Source organism: Clostridium tagluense (assembly GCF_003865095.1).
Classification (GTDB): Bacteria; Bacillota; Clostridia; order Clostridiales; family Clostridiaceae; genus Clostridium_AD; species Clostridium_AD tagluense.
The window spans coordinates 39,584-54,454 of sequence record NZ_BHYK01000005.1 but is presented as its reverse complement, the minus strand read 5'-3'; the positions used below and the strand labels follow the sequence as shown (position 1 = coordinate 54,454).

Sequence of the window (14,871 nt, the reverse complement as noted above, 5' to 3'; positions counted from 1 at the left end):
TTCTACACCCCCTCATTAACCTTATTCCCCTTAATGTAGCTTCTTCTAAGCTGTCCACATGCCGCATTAATATCTAGGCCCATTTCGCGTCTTATTGTTGTCTGAATATTATTAGCTTCAAGTACATCCTTAAATCTAGAAATAGCATCATTTGAAGCTCTTTTTAACTCGTTCTCTTTTATCTCATTAACTGGGATCAAATTAACATGGCATAACATACCCTCTAGTAAAACACTTAATTTTTCCGCATCTCTCGTGGTATCATTAAGATCCGCTACAAGAGCATATTCAAAAGTTATTCTTCTATTGGTTTTATTTATATAGTATTTACATGCATCAATAATTTCTGCAATAGAATACTTATTTGCAATTGGCATGCTCCTCATTCTAATTTCATCTGTAGCTGCATGAAGTGAAATAGCTAGTGTTGTTTGCATATCCATATCTGCAAACTCTTTTATTTTTTCTACAATACCACAAGTAGAAATAGTTATATGTCTTTGACCAATATTAAGTCCGTTTTCTGAATTCACAATATCCAGAAATTTTATAACATTTTCAAAGTTATCAAAGGGTTCACCACTTCCCATTAGTACAACATTAGAAATTCTCTCGCCAATTAGATGCTGTGCTTTCATTATTTGAGACAACATTTCTCCAGTTGTTAGATTTCTAATAAGTCCTCCAATGGTAGAAGCACAAAATTTACATCCCATCCTACATCCAACTTGAGTGGATATGCATATAGAATTTCCATGTTTATATTTCATAACAACGCACTCAATTAAATTGCCATCATTTAGTGCAAAAAGGTATTTTCTTGTATCGTTTATTTTTGAAGTATATTCTTCTACAAGCTCCGGTATTCCTATATAAAAATTACTTTGAAGTTTTTCTCTTGTAGCTTGTGGAATATTATTCATATTTTCAAATTTCCAAATGCCCTTATAAATCCAGTCTGAAACTTGTTTAGCTCTAAATTCACTCTCGGAATTACTTTTCATCCATTGTTTTAGCTCTGCTAAATTTAAGTCTAAAATATTTGTCATTTTATACACCTACCACCATTTTATAATTTTACGATTTTGGCTATAAAAAATCCATCCATGTACTCATTTGGCAATATAGTTACATAACCACTATCACTATAGTTTATATTCTTCAGATCACCATAAAATACTGGCTGAATTTTAAACTCTGGATGGTTTTCTATAAACCAATCAATATTGCCTTCATTTTCTTCCTTGTTAAGGGTGCATGTTGAATATACAAGCACTCCACCTTTTTTCAGGTATTTAGATGCATTCTCCATTATTTTTCTTTGTGTATGGACTATATTCTCTATATTTTTTATATGCTTACTCCACTTTATCTCAGGTTTTTTCCTAATAATTCCAAGACCAGAACAAGGTACATCAATAAGTACCCTATCTGCAGATTCCAAAAGATTTGAATCATAAATCGTAGCGTCCATAACATCACAACTTGTATTTATAATTCCTATTCTATCTAAATTTTCTTTTATTAAGGACAACTTGTTTTTATGGATATCAAATGCAGAAATATGTCCTGTGTTTCTCATGATTTCTGCAATGTGTGTCGTCTTTCCACCTGGCGCACTACAAAGATCTAATACTTCTAGATTTGGTGCAAGGTCCATAGAATGAGCTGTAAGCATTGCACTTTCATCCTGAACTGTAATGCTGCCTTCATTAAATAAAAGGTTATTCTCTATATTTTTCCCTTTTATAATTCGTATTGCATCAAGGCACGCGTAACCCTTTTCTATATTATACCCATTTTCTATAAGTTTTTCCCATATTTCTTCATAAGTTAATTTCAGAGTATTAACTCTAACTGTAACATCAGGTTTTTGATTTAAGCCACTTAGAATTTTCTCAGCGGTTATAATACCATATTGTTTTATAAAAAGTTTAACTAAAGCCTTAGTGAAGGAATACTCAAAACATAATCTTTCAATATCATTTTTTTCATTATAGTACACTGCTGCATCATCTCTTAAGTAGTTCCTAAGTACTCCATTAACAAATTGTGCAGCTCCCACATTACTCATTTTTTTTGTTAAGTTTACAGCCTCATTAACCACAGCAAAGCTTGGAACTTTATCTAAAAACCTAATTTGATAAATTGATATTCGGAGTATGTTTAAAACAAAACTATCTAAGGATTCGAAACCTTTTTTTATAAAGCTACTCAGTATTTTATCTATAGTATATTTATATTTTAAAGTACCATAAACTATTTCTGTAACTAGTGCTTTATCTTTATCATTTAAATCTGATTTATTAAGTTCCAGGCCTAAAACTATATTAGAATATGCATTTTCATTTATTACTTTTTCTATAACTACAATTGCTACTAACCTACTATTATTCATATTTTTACCTCTATTTTCCATTAAATTATTTATCTATCCCGACTTATAAGAACAAGACGTATAAGCTGAGAAATTGCCATAAGTGCTGCAGATACGTATGTCATAGCTGCTGCGCTTAATACTGATTTAGCTCCTTTTATTTCATCTCCATAAAGTATACTTCTGGATTCTAAAATTGCGAGTGCTCTACTAGATGCATTAAATTCAACGGGCAAGGTAATTAACTGAAATACTACTACCCCTGAAAATAATATAATTCCAATATTTACTAAAGAAGGAACACTTAAAATTATTCCCAGTAAAAATAGTAACCAGGATGCATTAGAACTAAAATTAACTACCGGCACTATAGCGTTCCTTATTTTTAAAGGTGCATAATTTTCTTTATCTTGAATCGCATGCCCAGTTTCATGCGCTGCAACTCCTATAGCCGCTACTGTTGTACCATTATAGACCTCCTGAGAGAGTCTCATAACTCGTTTAGAAGGGTCATAATGATCAGTAAGTTTTCCGCCTACTATTTCCACTGGTATATCAAAAAGACCACCATCATCCAATAGCATTCTAGCTACCTGTGCTCCTGTATAACCATTTGCACTATTTACCTTTGAATATTTACTAAAGGATGCCTTAATTTTAAACTGTGCTAAGGCTGATATAATTATAGCTGGTAATAATATGATCATAGTACTATCATAAAAAAACATATTACTGCACCTCTCTTTATTTTAAAACCACACCTTCATCTATCTTGTTTCCTATTATATAATCTTTAACTTTTAGTGGTTTTTTGCCAGGAAATTGTATCTCTTCAATAAGTAGAACACCACTACCCGTTGATACCTTTAATCCCTCTTTTGAAACCTCTATAATACTTCCACTACTTTTATTTGACTGCTCGTTTATTACTCTTGATTTATATATTTTCATTACCTTATTCTCATAATGAGTATAGGCAATAGGCCATGAATTTAACCCTCTTATGAAATTGTGAATGTTCTCGCTACTATGCTCCCAATTTATCACAGCCATTTCCTTGCCTAGCATGGTTGCATAGGAGCTAAGCTCATTTTCTTGTTTAACTGGCTGCACCTCATTATTTACTATACCATTTATGGTTTTGATTAAAAGCTGCCCACCACTACTGCTAAGAATATCATGCAATTCACCGGCCGTAATAGTATTTGTTAGTTCTATTTCCTCTGTTAAAAGTATATCCCCGGTGTCAAGGCCAACGTCCATAAGCATAGTTGTATTTCCACTTTTAGACTCACCATCAATTATACACCAGTTTATAGGAGCGGCACCTCTATACTTTGGTAATAGTGATGCATGTAAGTTTATGCATCCATATTTAGGGATATCCAATACTTCTTTTGGAAGGATTTGGCCAAAAGCTACTACTACAATAAAATCTGGTTTTAAATTTTTTATTACCTCTATCATTTCCTCATTTTTTTTAAGTTTTAAAGGCTGATATACTGGTATATTATAGGAGCTCGCTAAAATTTTAACTGCGGACATTGCTAGATTTTTGCCTCTACCCTTAGGTCTATCTGGCTGAGTAAAAACTGCTGAAACCTCAAATTCATTTATAAGTTCTTGAAGGGCAGTTGCTGAAAATTCTGGTGTACCCATAAAAATTATCTTCATATTATTTCTCCTCGTCGTCTATTGCTTTATCTACAAATAAAATACCATCTAAATGATCAATTTCATGGCAGAGGGCTCTTGCAAGAAGACCTTCTCCGTTTATTATTATTTCTTCAGCCTTTTCGTTTATTGCCTTCACTGTTACTTTTTCAGGCCTCTCTACATTTTTTTGTACCCCTGGTATACTTAGGCAACCTTCATTAGATATATTTGAACCTTGCATTTCCAATATTTCCGGATTAATAAGTGCCATAGGTCCATCTCCAACATCAATAACTATTATTCTTTTTAAAGTTCCAACCTGTGGTGCTGCAAGACCTATGCCCTTAGAATTGTACATAGTTTCTTCCATATCTTTAATTAATAATAATATCCTTGGGTTAATTTCATCTACCACTCTGCTTTTTTTTCTTAATAATTCATCGCCATAGTTTCTAATTGTTCTTATAGCCATACAAAAACCTCCTCGCTTCTTAAAACATGCTGCTAGGATTAATATCTATACTAACCCTTATATTATTATAAATATTTTTAACTAATTCATAAACTAAATTTTTTATATTTTGCGCTGTAGTTTCTTCAATATTTCCTTTAATGATAATTTGCCACCTGTAGAAATTTTTAATTTTAGAAATTCCACAAGGACAAGGTCCAAGTAATGTAATTTTATCATTATTTTCAAGCTTATATTTTAAATTTATGCCAACATTCTGTATACTTTTTATTAACAAATTTTCATCTTCAGAGCTCATAGTTATGACTAGTATTTTTGTAAAAGGCGGATAATCCATAGCTCTTCTCATCATAATTTCGTTTTTATAGAAACTATCATAATCATTAGCTGCTGCATATTGTATAGTAGGATTATCTGCACTGTATGTCTGAATAACCACGCTACCTTCTTTTTTACCTCTACCAGATCTTCCTGATACTTGAGTTAAAAGTTGAAATGTTCGCTCAAAAGCCCTAAAGTCTGGTAAATTTAAGGATAAGTCTGCAGCTATTACTCCTACCAAAGTAACATTTTCAAAATCTAACCCTTTAGCCACCATTTGAGTTCCAATTAAAATATCTGCCTCTCTGTTTTTAAAGGTATTATATATATATTCATAAGAATTTTTTTTCCGTGTTGTATCAAAATCCATTCTTAGAGTTTTTGCACTTGGAAAAATTCTATTAATTTCTTGTTCAATTTTTTCTGTTCCTACTCCAAAATATTTCACATAACTACTTCCACAACTAGGACAATTTTTACTAATTCTCTCTTTCTCACCGCAGTAATGGCAAGTTAAAAACTCCCCTGCATTATGATAAGTTAATGAGATATCGCATTTTTTACATTTAAAAACATATCCACATTTTCTACAAGATACAAAGGTTGAAAAACCTCTTCTATTTAAAAATAATATCACCTGCTCTTTTTTACTTAGAGCCTCGATAATACCTTCATGTAGTAGCCTACTAAATATTGAACGATTGCCTTCCATGAGTTCTTCCCGCATGTCAACAATTTCTACGCTGGGCATGGCCGCACCATCCGCCCTATCATTAATAGTAATCAATTCTAATTCCTTTATGGAAGCCCTATAATAGCTTTCTATAGAGGGGGTAGCTGAACCGAGTAATAATTTGCAGTTTTCTAGTTCGCATTTCATGTAAGCTATTTCACGAGCATCAAATTTGGGGTCACTGTCTGATTTATAACTGAGTTCATGTTCCTCATCTATAACAATTAATCCTAAGTTTTCAAAGGGCAGAAATATAGCAGATCTTGCACCAATGGCTATTTTAACATTGCCAAACTTAACTCTCATCCATTCATCAAATCGTTCACCATCTGATAACCTACTATGAAAAACTGCTATATCGCGTCCAAATCGGCCTTTAAAGCGCTCTACCATTTGAGGTGTTAAAGATATTTCTGGTATCAAAATTATAGATTGTTTGCTCTCTTTTAACATATAACTAACCAAATTCATATATATTTCAGTCTTTCCACTACCTGTAACTCCATGCATTAAAAATTTTTTCTTGTTAGAATTTATTATAAAATCTACAGATTGTTGCTGTTTCTCATTTAATATTTTTTCTTCGTACCTAGAATAGTTTTTTTCATTATACCTATTAATTATAATCTCCTGAGTGGCTAAGAATCCATATTTAATCATGGTATTAATTGAGGATAGTGACTGATTGAAATTTTTACTGAATTCACTTTTGTTATATTTCATATTATTCAATTGTATTAACCCATAGATGTTTTTATAAGGCTCATTTAAAAATTTTCCTTCTAACTCTCTACTTACAATTAATACTTGCATGGTCTTTTTCTTTATACCTTTTGTTATGCCTCTTGGAATAATAACTTTTATACACTCTAAATATGTACAAAGGTACTTTTTTTTCATAATTTTTACAAGTTCAATATCAGTTAATCTAAGCAGTGGCATTTCATCGCAAATGCTGGCTATATCCTTAATTTTATTCACATTATCACATTGTTCATATAATTCTAATACAAAAGCATCTAATGTCTTATTTCCCCTGCCAAATGGTACTTTTATTCTAAATCCCAAAAGGACCTTTCCTATCAAACTAATAGGTATCTTATATGTGAAAATCTTATCTACTTGAACAGAATCGTTATTCACCACAACTCCAGCATACTGATACACACAATCACCCTTTTAATTTATAATTTTCTATAATATAAAAAAGCGCATTAGCGCTTTTTATTTATTAAACTAAACAATTCCCTAGCGACTTGTTTTTTTCCCATTTTATCTAATGCTATTGGACTGTTATCTTTACTTAGTATAATTACTTTATTATCATCAGCTCCAAAACCAACATCTGCTTTTGATATATCATTGGCAACTATATAATCCAAATTTTTCTTCAAAAGCTTTGCTTTTGCATTTTGGAGTAGGTCATTGCTTTCAGCTGCAAAGCCTACCAATATTTGCTTTTTCTTGCTCAATCCTAACTCTTTCAAAATATCATTGTCACGTACAAATTCTATATTTAATTCATTTTCGCTTTTCTTTATTTTACTACTACTATAACATTTAGGTTTGTAGTCAGCTACAGCGGCTGCACTTATAACTATATCCGTATCTTCATAATTATTTATTACAGCTGCCCTCATCTCCTCATTAGTATTTATCCTTATGACCTTTGCGCCAAAAGGTACTTTTTCATGACATGGACCAGATATTAAAGTTACAATCGCTCCTCTATCTATAGCTTCCCTTGCAATTGCATATCCCATTTTACCTGTTGACCTATTTGTTATAAATCTTACAGGATCAATAGGTGCAATTGTTGGCCCTGCTGTTACTAAAACTCTAGTTCCCAGCATATCTTTTATTGGATACAACTTACTCATTATTATTTCAACAATTTCTTCGGCCCCTGCTAATTTCCCTTGTCCTATGTCACCACAGGCCAATCTTCCTGAGGTTGGGTATATAAAATCGTACCCATAGTCCTCAAGCTTTTTAATATTATCCTGTACTATTTTATTATTATACATATTTACATTCATTGCTGGTGCAAAAATCACTGGTGCCACTGTTGCCATAATAGTAGTAGTAAGCATATCATCTGCAATCCCATTTGCAACTTTACCAATTATATTAGCAGTTGTTGGAACTACAAGGAGCAAATCAGCTTTTTTAGCAAGAGCTATATGTTGTATCTCCCAAGCTCTAGGCTCTTCAAACATATCATGAATCACCATGTTTTGACTTAGTGTTTGAAAACTTATTGGGTTTACAAATTCTAAGGCGGATTTAGTCATGATAACATGTACGCAAACATTTTCTTTTCTTAATCTACTAATAACATCTAGAGCCTTATATGCTGCTATGCCTCCTGTTACACCAATAACTACTGTTTTTGTATTTTCCATACTATTTTATTCCTTCTGTTGTTGTAATAGCCACAATAGCTCCTTCATAAATCTCATGTATAGCTATAGTAACAGGTTTAGTTGAATCCACATGTACAAGTGGACTTTGACCCTCTATTATTTGTCTTGCCCTTTTTGATGTTGCTACAACTAAAGAATATCTGTTGTCAACTCTTTCTAATAAATTTACTATTGATGGGTTAATCATTGAATTATTCATTAATAATTTCCTCCTTTAGAAAATCTCCATTCATTCTATCTACTCTACATCTTTCTGCAATTATAATGCTTTTAATTTTTAAGCAAGCAATACTTACAGTATCATTTACAACTGCATAATCATATTTTGATACAAAACTAATTTCTTTATGAGCTGATGTAAATCTAGTAATTAAAGATTCTGGGGTTTCACTACCCCTATTTGTAATTCTATTTTTTAATTCCTCCATAGATGGAGGAAGAATAAAAATAAATAAACCATTTGGATAAGCTGTTTTTACCTTAAGAGCACCTTGAATATCTATTTCGAGTATTACATCCCTGCCGCTATCTAATACTTTTAAAACTTCTGATTTAGGTGTTCCATAAAAATTTCCATAAACTTCTGCATATTCAAGAAAATCATCTTTCTCAATTTTTTGCAGAAATTCTTCTTTGGTTATGAAATAGTAGTTTATGCCATCTATTTCATCCTTTCTTGGACTTCTTGTGGTGGCGGACACCGAAACCCAAAAATTGTTTTTTTCAAGAATTGCCTTACATACAGTTCCTTTACCAGCACCAGAAGGTCCTGAAATAACAATGAGCTGCCCTTTACTCATCATTATTCCTCGACCTCATCTATATGTTCCTCATCTTTAACAGATAATCGGTGTGCAACAGTTTCAGGTTGAACAGCTGATAAAATAACATGATCACTATCAGTGATAATAACTGCTCTGGTTCTTCTTCCATAAGTAGCATCTATTAGCATGCCTCTATCTCTTGCTTCTTGAATTATTCTTTTAATTGGTGCTGATTCAGGGCTAACTATGGCTACCAATCTATTTGCTGAAACAATGTTCCCAAAACCTATGTTTATCAATTTTATACTCATTGCGCGCCTCCTGTTTATTCTATGTTTTGTATTTGTTCTCTGATTTTTTCTATTTCGCTTTTCATATTAATTACTGTATTTAAAATTTCTAAATCATTTGCTTTTGATGCTATTGTATTAGTTTCTCTGTTCATTTCTTGAATAATAAAGTCAAGCTTTCTTCCAATTGGTTCGTCTAAAATTAGCGTTTCCCTCATTTGCTGTATATGACTATTTAATCTTACAATTTCTTCATCAATTCCAGCTTTGTCCGCAAAAATTGCGACTTCCATAGCAACTCTATTTTCATCAAATTCAACTTCCTTACTCAGAGCATTTAGTCTTTGAGTCAGTTTGACTTTATACTCATTAAAAACAAAGGGTGATCTTTCCTTAACCTTTTGAACAAGCCCACTTATAAAATCACATTTAGTTATAACATCCTCTAGTAATTTTTCGCCTTCCCTTTCTCTCATAAAAAGAAGAGCTTCAATGGCTTCATTTAATGATTGCTCAATGGCATCAAAGGTTTCTGAGATATCTTCCTGCTTTTGTTTAAGAGTTATTACCTCAGGTAATCTAGCTATTTGAGAGACTGATATATCGCCTTCTAGACTATATTTTTCCTTTAAAACTCGAAAGCATTCCATATAACTTTCAGCTAATTTTTCATTCAAATTAGCAAAAGCGTCGTCCTTATCATAATTGCCTTGAGTTACAAATACATCAAGTTTTCCTCTTTTTACTTTTTCACCAATTATTTTTCGGATTTTATCCTCAAAAGATATTAATGCTCTAGGCATTCTTATATTAGTTTCAAAATATCTATGATTAACACTTTTAATCTCAATGGTAAAGTTTTTACCATCTTTTTCGCAGTTTCCTCTCCCAAACCCAGTCATACTCCTAATCATAACAACGCATCCTTCCAATGTTCATTGTGAACCCTTACAATTATACATAAACTATCACTACAATTTCAAGTTAAAATTATAAGTTGTCACTTTTATCAGGATTTTTATTAAAAAAATACTGTGATATTGTAATTTAATGTATTTTAAAAATAGTTCACACTTATAATAAAATATTTCCTATATAATTTATATTATACCAATAATATTATTAATCACCACATTTATTTAGAGATTTTAAAGCTTCTTCGATAATAACCTTATCTTTAGTCAATGCTATACGGAAATAATCATATCCAAGTTTTCCAAAAGCATTACCAGGCGTAACCACAATTCCATTATTAATCAATAGCTCTTCACAAAACTTATTAGTTGTATAATTGTCAGGTGTTTTGCACCACAAATAAAAAGTCCCCTCTGCATCAAAAAAATTAATGTTTTTTTGTAGTAAAACACTTTTAGCAGCTTCTCGCCTTTCATCATATATTTTTCTCATATTGTAAACATAATCTCTTTCTAAGTTAAGAGCAGCAATTGCAGCCTTTTGCACCGGAATAAATTGCCCAGAATCGCAATTACTTTTCACCTTTAAAAGAGCATTTATTACTCTAGCATTACCAACAGCATATCCTATTCGATACCCTGTCATATTGTATGTTTTAGATAATGTTCCAAACTCAACACATTGCCTTTTTATATCATACTGCATAAGACTAATGGCTTTCTTATCTGCCTTAATTATCTCATTATATGCCGAATCATTGCATAAAACAATATTATTATCATAAGAAAACTTTATAATACTCTTATAAAACTCACAACTTGCTACAGCACCAGTTGGATTATTGGGATAATTTATAAACATAAGTTTACAATTAGCAATTATCTCTTCAGGTATAGCATTAAAATCTAGCATATATCCGTTTTTTGGCGTTAAAGGTACAGTATAAGGTATAGAGCCCCATAGTTTGGAACAAATGCTGTAAACAGGGTATGCAGGTTCTGGCACTATTACAATATCTCCTATGTCACATACTGCTGGAATAATATTGCTTATTCCTTCTTTTGAGCCTATAAGAATTATTACTTCATCGGAGTTTAGACTTACAGAATAAACCTGTTTATAGTATTTAATAACGGCTTTTTTAAGTTCCATTACGCCATCATAGGGTGGGTAATTATTATACCTATAATCTTTTAATCCATCTATTAGGGCACTTGTGATTTTCAAATTAACTTCTAAATCTGGATCTCCAATACTCAAGTCAATAATTTTTTTACCTGTTAGAATCGCTGCATTTTTCATGTCCTCAATTTTTTTAAAATGATATTCATTAACATTTGACAGTCTATTATTTATTTTCATAATATCACCCTTTACACAATTTTTTATTATGTTATTCAAGTGATACTAACTTTGTTACAGTACTTTATTTATAAAAAAAAGAAGAGTATGTTTAAAACTCTTCTTAACTGTTTTATCTATTAATAATTGGTGTATAAATATATTCTCCCTTAAGGTAATATAATAAATCTAACTATAAATAATAGTGCTAAAACATAAACTATAGGGCTTACTTCCTTGCTCTTTCCTGTTGCTATTTTTACTATTGGATAGAAAATAATTCCTGCTGCTATACCATTTGCTATACTATAGCTAAAAGGCATTATTGCTATAGTAAAGAATGCTGGAAGTGCTTCTGTAAAATCGTCAAAATCTATTTTAGTCACCGAACTCATCATAAGCACTCCAACTATTACAAGTGCTGGAGCAGTAGCTTCAGCTGGTACTATTCCTACAAGTCCACTAAAGAATAATGAACATAAAAACAACACTCCAACTGTGGCTGATGTAAGGCCTGTTCTTCCACCTTCGGCAACTCCTGCTGTGGATTCAACATAGGTTACTACAGTACTTGTTCCCATGAATGCTCCTGCCGTAGTAGCTACTGCATCTGACATCAATGCTTTTTTCATATTTTTCACTCTACCTGTTTCGTCAAGCATGTTAGCTTTTGTTGCTGTTCCTACAAGGGTTCCTATGGTATCAAACAAATCTACTAAACTAAAGGTTATTACAACCATTATTACACTCATTATTGCTGCAAACAATCCTTTACCAGAACCTGCTCCTAAAAGACCTGCAAAATCAAATTGCATAAATGTAGGTGCAAGAGATGGTGGTGCACTAAATACTTGAATTCCTGAGAGTTTAGTAATTCCAAAAGGAATTCCTACTATTGCACTTATGACGATTCCAAATAAGATAGATCCCTTTACTTTTCTAGCCATAAGTATTGCCGTAACAGTTATACCTATTAATGTTACTATTGCACTTGGATTTGTAAAGTTACCAAATGTTACTAGAGTTTCTTTACTTCCTACGATAATCCCACCACTTTTAAAACCTATAAGTGCTATAAACAGACCAATACCACCTGAAATAGCGAGTTTTAAATTTTGTGGCAACGCATCCACTATCTTTTCTCTTATTGAAGTAAGCGTTATTATTATAAATAAAATTCCAGATATAAGAACCGCCGATAAGGCTTGTTGCCATGTATATCCCAGTGTTAAACATACACTATATGTAAAGAATGCATTGAGTCCCATGCCTGGTGCCTGTGCAAAGGGCAAATTAGCATAGAATGCCATTACAAAAGTACCTACTGCTGCTGCAAGACATGTAGCTGCAAAAACTGATGCTACAATTGGATCATTTAGAGCATTAAATCCTGCTGCCCCATCTCCCTTTATCCCTGGTAGATTCATTCCAGCAAATTTGAGAATGTTAGGGTTTACAAATATAATATACGCCATGGTAATGAATGTAGTTATACCAGCGAGTATTTCTGTTTTAACTGATGTATTATTTTCTCTTAGTTTGAAAAGTTTTTCAAATATAGAATCTTTGGCCTTGTTTTTTATTGATTTCATATTTATCCCCTATTCTGTATTTTATTATATCTTGGGTAATGATTACAATTTTATCTTTCGTTTATAAACGAACTCCTTCCGTTTTAAATTAGCTACATAAGTTAAAAAATATCGTTAAAACAACGAAGCTAATATATTTACATTACAAAATAAAACCACTAAGGTTCGTGAAACCTTAGTGTATATTTACTTTTATACAAACATAATACCAAAAACAGAGTTCTACGTCAATGCCATCACGAATATTTAATTTTAAAATTCATTTTATATTCGGCTTTTATATCTTCCTCTTTCAAACATAGCTTCAATTTCTTCTAAATTTGTGGTGCTAGCAAGTGCAAGCATAAGTTTAATTCTAGCCTTTTGCCCCGGAAGGCTATCTCCAAAAATCACACCAGCATTTCTAAGCTCTTTGCCACCACCGGGATACCCATAAGAATCTAATACTCTTCCTTTGAAGCATCTAGATACCATAACTACTGCCACACCCTTTTCTATAGCTACTTTTACTCCTTCTGCCATTTGAGGTGGAATGTTTCCTCTTCCCATGGCTTCAATAACAAGTCCTCTTGCACCCTGCGCCACACAAAAGTCAATTAATTTCGAATCCATCCCAGCACAAGCTTTTATTAAATCTACTCTAGTTTCTATTTTTTCTGTTAGTATATGTTCTTTTTTTAAACTATCTCTGTAGAATATTACCTCATTATTGTCGATAATTCCTATAGGCCCAAATTCAGGGCTCTGAAAAGTATTTAGATGCATTGAATGTGATTTAGTGACTTCCCCTGCACAATTAAGTTCATCATTTAAACACACTAGTACTCCCCTATTTCGTGCCTCTTCTGAAATTGCAGTACAAATAGAAGCTGATAAATTTGCTGGCCCATCATACCCAAGTTCCGAACTATTCCTCATTGAACCTGTAACAATTACCGGCTTTGGATTATCTATAGTTAAGTGCAATAGATAGGCTGTTTCCTCAAGTGAATCCGTACCATGTGTCACTACAACCCCACATATATCGTCTCTAAGCAGGAAAGTTTGTATATATTTAGACAATTCCATCATAAGCTCTGGTGTCATATGAGGCCCCGGTAAGCTTGAAAACGTATATGATTCTATTTGTGCATAATTTTCAATTCCCGTAACCATAGACATTATTTCTTCTCCACTTAGAGTTGGAATTGCAGCCTTCATTCTTGGATCAACCGTCATAGCTATTGTCCCGCCATTAAATATAACCGCAACTTTTTTCATTTGAAACTCCTCCTAAAATTTAGTCTTAAAATTAAATAATGTATTTTATTGTTTGTCAATAATAGAAATAATTTTTCTAAGACAAACAAACTCTATTTTACAATATATTAATAATAATTACATCTCTTATATTAAAATTTTGTGTCTTATAATAAAAGAAAATAAGATATGCTATTTGTTACAAGCATATCTTATTTCCATTACAATGATTAATTATTGCTAATATGTTCCATTTAATATAAAATAGTCATTCACGAATATGACAGTATAAATATACAAACTATTTACTTTTTAAATATTCAAATAAATTCCTTTCTATTTCATCTGCAGCATTATCATCTAAGGTTATATACTCCCTACGTCCATCTAATGCTTTAACTTCAACCCTCCCTATTTCTTGGCCATTAACTTTATCAATATCACGTTCAAACTTCATTATCTTATAACCTTGATTTATAAAATACTCTGTTTTATTTTCCATGGGTTCTCGCTCCCTTTCTAATTGCAGATGTGTACTTTAAAGTTTAAAATTAAATATACCTCTAATCCTAAAAATTTATTTCAATTTCTTCTTTCCTTCTTCTGGTCCTTTTGTTTATCGCTAGCATCTGTTCTTTTAGTCCCAATATTAACTTCTTGCCTATTAGCTTCACTTTTTTTACCCTTTTGCATATTACTCACTCTCCTCTAAATGATTTTTTTCGCAGCATAGTTTTTTTAAATT

At 32.0% G+C, this 14,871-nt stretch carries 15 protein-coding genes; all 15 read right to left on the bottom strand.

The annotated features are described in order from the left end of the window. Window positions 1-2: 2 nt before the first annotated feature. Complete coding sequence (gene rlmN / locus Ctaglu_RS05790; protein WP_124998983.1) at window positions 3-1,049, bottom strand: dual-specificity RNA methyltransferase RlmN; 1,047 nt, start codon at window positions 1,047-1,049, stop codon at window positions 3-5. A 20-nt stretch (window positions 1,050-1,069) separates the two neighbouring features. Continuing rightward, window positions 1,070-2,398: a 16S rRNA (cytosine(967)-C(5))-methyltransferase RsmB gene (rsmB, locus tag Ctaglu_RS05785; protein ID WP_124998981.1), complete on the bottom strand. Its 1,329-nt coding sequence runs from the start codon at window positions 2,396-2,398 to the stop codon at window positions 1,070-1,072. Between the two features lie 29 nt (window positions 2,399-2,427). Beyond that, window positions 2,428-3,105, bottom strand: a complete 678-nt coding sequence (locus tag Ctaglu_RS05780) for a zinc metallopeptidase (protein WP_124998978.1) — start codon at window positions 3,103-3,105, stop codon at window positions 2,428-2,430. A 16-nt stretch (window positions 3,106-3,121) separates the two neighbouring features. Next, the gene (fmt, locus tag Ctaglu_RS05775; RefSeq protein ID WP_124998976.1) at window positions 3,122-4,051 is read right to left on the bottom strand and encodes a methionyl-tRNA formyltransferase; all 930 of its coding nucleotides are present in this window, start codon (window positions 4,049-4,051) and stop codon (window positions 3,122-3,124) included. Window position 4,052: 1 nt separating this feature from the next. Next, window positions 4,053-4,505 (bottom strand): peptide deformylase, encoded by a 453-nt coding sequence (gene def, locus Ctaglu_RS05770; RefSeq protein ID WP_124998974.1) that lies wholly within the window; start codon window positions 4,503-4,505, stop codon window positions 4,053-4,055. Between the two features lie 19 nt (window positions 4,506-4,524). Continuing rightward, window positions 4,525-6,726 (bottom strand): primosomal protein N', encoded by a 2,202-nt coding sequence (priA, locus tag Ctaglu_RS05765; protein WP_124998972.1) that lies wholly within the window; start codon window positions 6,724-6,726, stop codon window positions 4,525-4,527. 47 nt (window positions 6,727-6,773) lie between these two features. Further along, window positions 6,774-7,964, bottom strand: a complete 1,191-nt coding sequence (coaBC, locus tag Ctaglu_RS05760; RefSeq protein WP_124998970.1) for a bifunctional phosphopantothenoylcysteine decarboxylase/phosphopantothenate--cysteine ligase CoaBC — start codon at window positions 7,962-7,964, stop codon at window positions 6,774-6,776. 1 nt (window position 7,965) lies between these two features. Beyond that, window positions 7,966-8,184: a DNA-directed RNA polymerase subunit omega gene (gene rpoZ / locus Ctaglu_RS05755; protein ID WP_124998968.1), complete on the bottom strand. Its 219-nt coding sequence runs from the start codon at window positions 8,182-8,184 to the stop codon at window positions 7,966-7,968. Further along, entirely contained in the window at window positions 8,177-8,788 is a 612-nt protein-coding gene (gene gmk, locus Ctaglu_RS05750) for a guanylate kinase (RefSeq protein WP_124998966.1), read from the bottom strand. Before gmk ends, rpoZ begins: the two co-directional genes overlap by 8 nt. Then, a complete protein-coding gene (remA, locus tag Ctaglu_RS05745) occupies window positions 8,788-9,060 on the bottom strand; it encodes an extracellular matrix/biofilm regulator RemA (RefSeq protein ID WP_124998964.1) in 273 nt (90 codons plus the stop codon). The genes gmk and remA overlap by 1 nt, the downstream gene beginning before the upstream one ends. A 14-nt stretch (window positions 9,061-9,074) precedes the next feature. Then, complete coding sequence (locus Ctaglu_RS05740) at window positions 9,075-9,953, bottom strand: YicC/YloC family endoribonuclease (protein ID WP_124998962.1); 879 nt, start codon at window positions 9,951-9,953, stop codon at window positions 9,075-9,077. Window positions 9,954-10,161: 208 nt separating this feature from the next. Continuing rightward, window positions 10,162-11,316: an aminotransferase class I/II-fold pyridoxal phosphate-dependent enzyme gene (locus Ctaglu_RS05735; RefSeq protein WP_124998960.1), complete on the bottom strand. Its 1,155-nt coding sequence runs from the start codon at window positions 11,314-11,316 to the stop codon at window positions 10,162-10,164. A gap of 149 nt (window positions 11,317-11,465) precedes the next feature. Then, complete coding sequence (locus Ctaglu_RS05730) at window positions 11,466-12,887, bottom strand: NCS2 family permease (RefSeq protein WP_124998958.1); 1,422 nt, start codon at window positions 12,885-12,887, stop codon at window positions 11,466-11,468. Between the two features lie 264 nt (window positions 12,888-13,151). Continuing rightward, window positions 13,152-14,147, bottom strand: a complete 996-nt coding sequence (locus Ctaglu_RS05725) for an asparaginase (RefSeq protein WP_124998956.1) — start codon at window positions 14,145-14,147, stop codon at window positions 13,152-13,154. A 280-nt stretch (window positions 14,148-14,427) separates the two neighbouring features. Next, the gene (locus Ctaglu_RS05720) at window positions 14,428-14,628 is read right to left on the bottom strand and encodes a hypothetical protein (protein ID WP_124998954.1); all 201 of its coding nucleotides are present in this window, start codon (window positions 14,626-14,628) and stop codon (window positions 14,428-14,430) included. Window positions 14,629-14,871: the final 243 nt, after the last annotated feature.

What these genes read in the sequence shown, in the direction of transcription:
- rlmN (WP_124998983.1), bottom strand. Translation starts at nt 1,049, where the DNA reads ATGACAAATATTTTAGACTTAAATTTAGCAGAGCTAAAACAATGGATG.
- rsmB (WP_124998981.1), bottom strand. Translation starts at nt 2,398, where the DNA reads ATGAATAATAGTAGGTTAGTAGCAATTGTAGTTATAGAAAAAGTAATA.
- Ctaglu_RS05780 (WP_124998978.1), bottom strand. Translation starts at nt 3,105, where the DNA reads ATGTTTTTTTATGATAGTACTATGATCATATTATTACCAGCTATAATT.
- fmt (WP_124998976.1), bottom strand. Translation starts at nt 4,051, where the DNA reads ATGAAGATAATTTTTATGGGTACACCAGAATTTTCAGCAACTGCCCTT.
- def (WP_124998974.1), bottom strand. Translation starts at nt 4,505, where the DNA reads ATGGCTATAAGAACAATTAGAAACTATGGCGATGAATTATTAAGAAAA.
- coaBC (WP_124998970.1), bottom strand. Translation starts at nt 7,964, where the DNA reads ATGGAAAATACAAAAACAGTAGTTATTGGTGTAACAGGAGGCATAGCA.
- rpoZ (WP_124998968.1), bottom strand. Translation starts at nt 8,184, where the DNA reads ATGAATAATTCAATGATTAACCCATCAATAGTAAATTTATTAGAAAGA.
- gmk (WP_124998966.1), bottom strand. Translation starts at nt 8,788, where the DNA reads ATGATGAGTAAAGGGCAGCTCATTGTTATTTCAGGACCTTCTGGTGCT.
- remA (WP_124998964.1), bottom strand. Translation starts at nt 9,060, where the DNA reads ATGAGTATAAAATTGATAAACATAGGTTTTGGGAACATTGTTTCAGCA.
- Ctaglu_RS05740 (WP_124998962.1), bottom strand. Translation starts at nt 9,953, where the DNA reads ATGATTAGGAGTATGACTGGGTTTGGGAGAGGAAACTGCGAAAAAGAT.
- Ctaglu_RS05735 (WP_124998960.1), bottom strand. Translation starts at nt 11,316, where the DNA reads ATGAAAATAAATAATAGACTGTCAAATGTTAATGAATATCATTTTAAA.
- Ctaglu_RS05730 (WP_124998958.1), bottom strand. Translation starts at nt 12,887, where the DNA reads ATGAAATCAATAAAAAACAAGGCCAAAGATTCTATATTTGAAAAACTT.
- Ctaglu_RS05725 (WP_124998956.1), bottom strand. Translation starts at nt 14,147, where the DNA reads ATGAAAAAAGTTGCGGTTATATTTAATGGCGGGACAATAGCTATGACG.
- Ctaglu_RS05720 (WP_124998954.1), bottom strand. Translation starts at nt 14,628, where the DNA reads ATGGAAAATAAAACAGAGTATTTTATAAATCAAGGTTATAAGATAATG.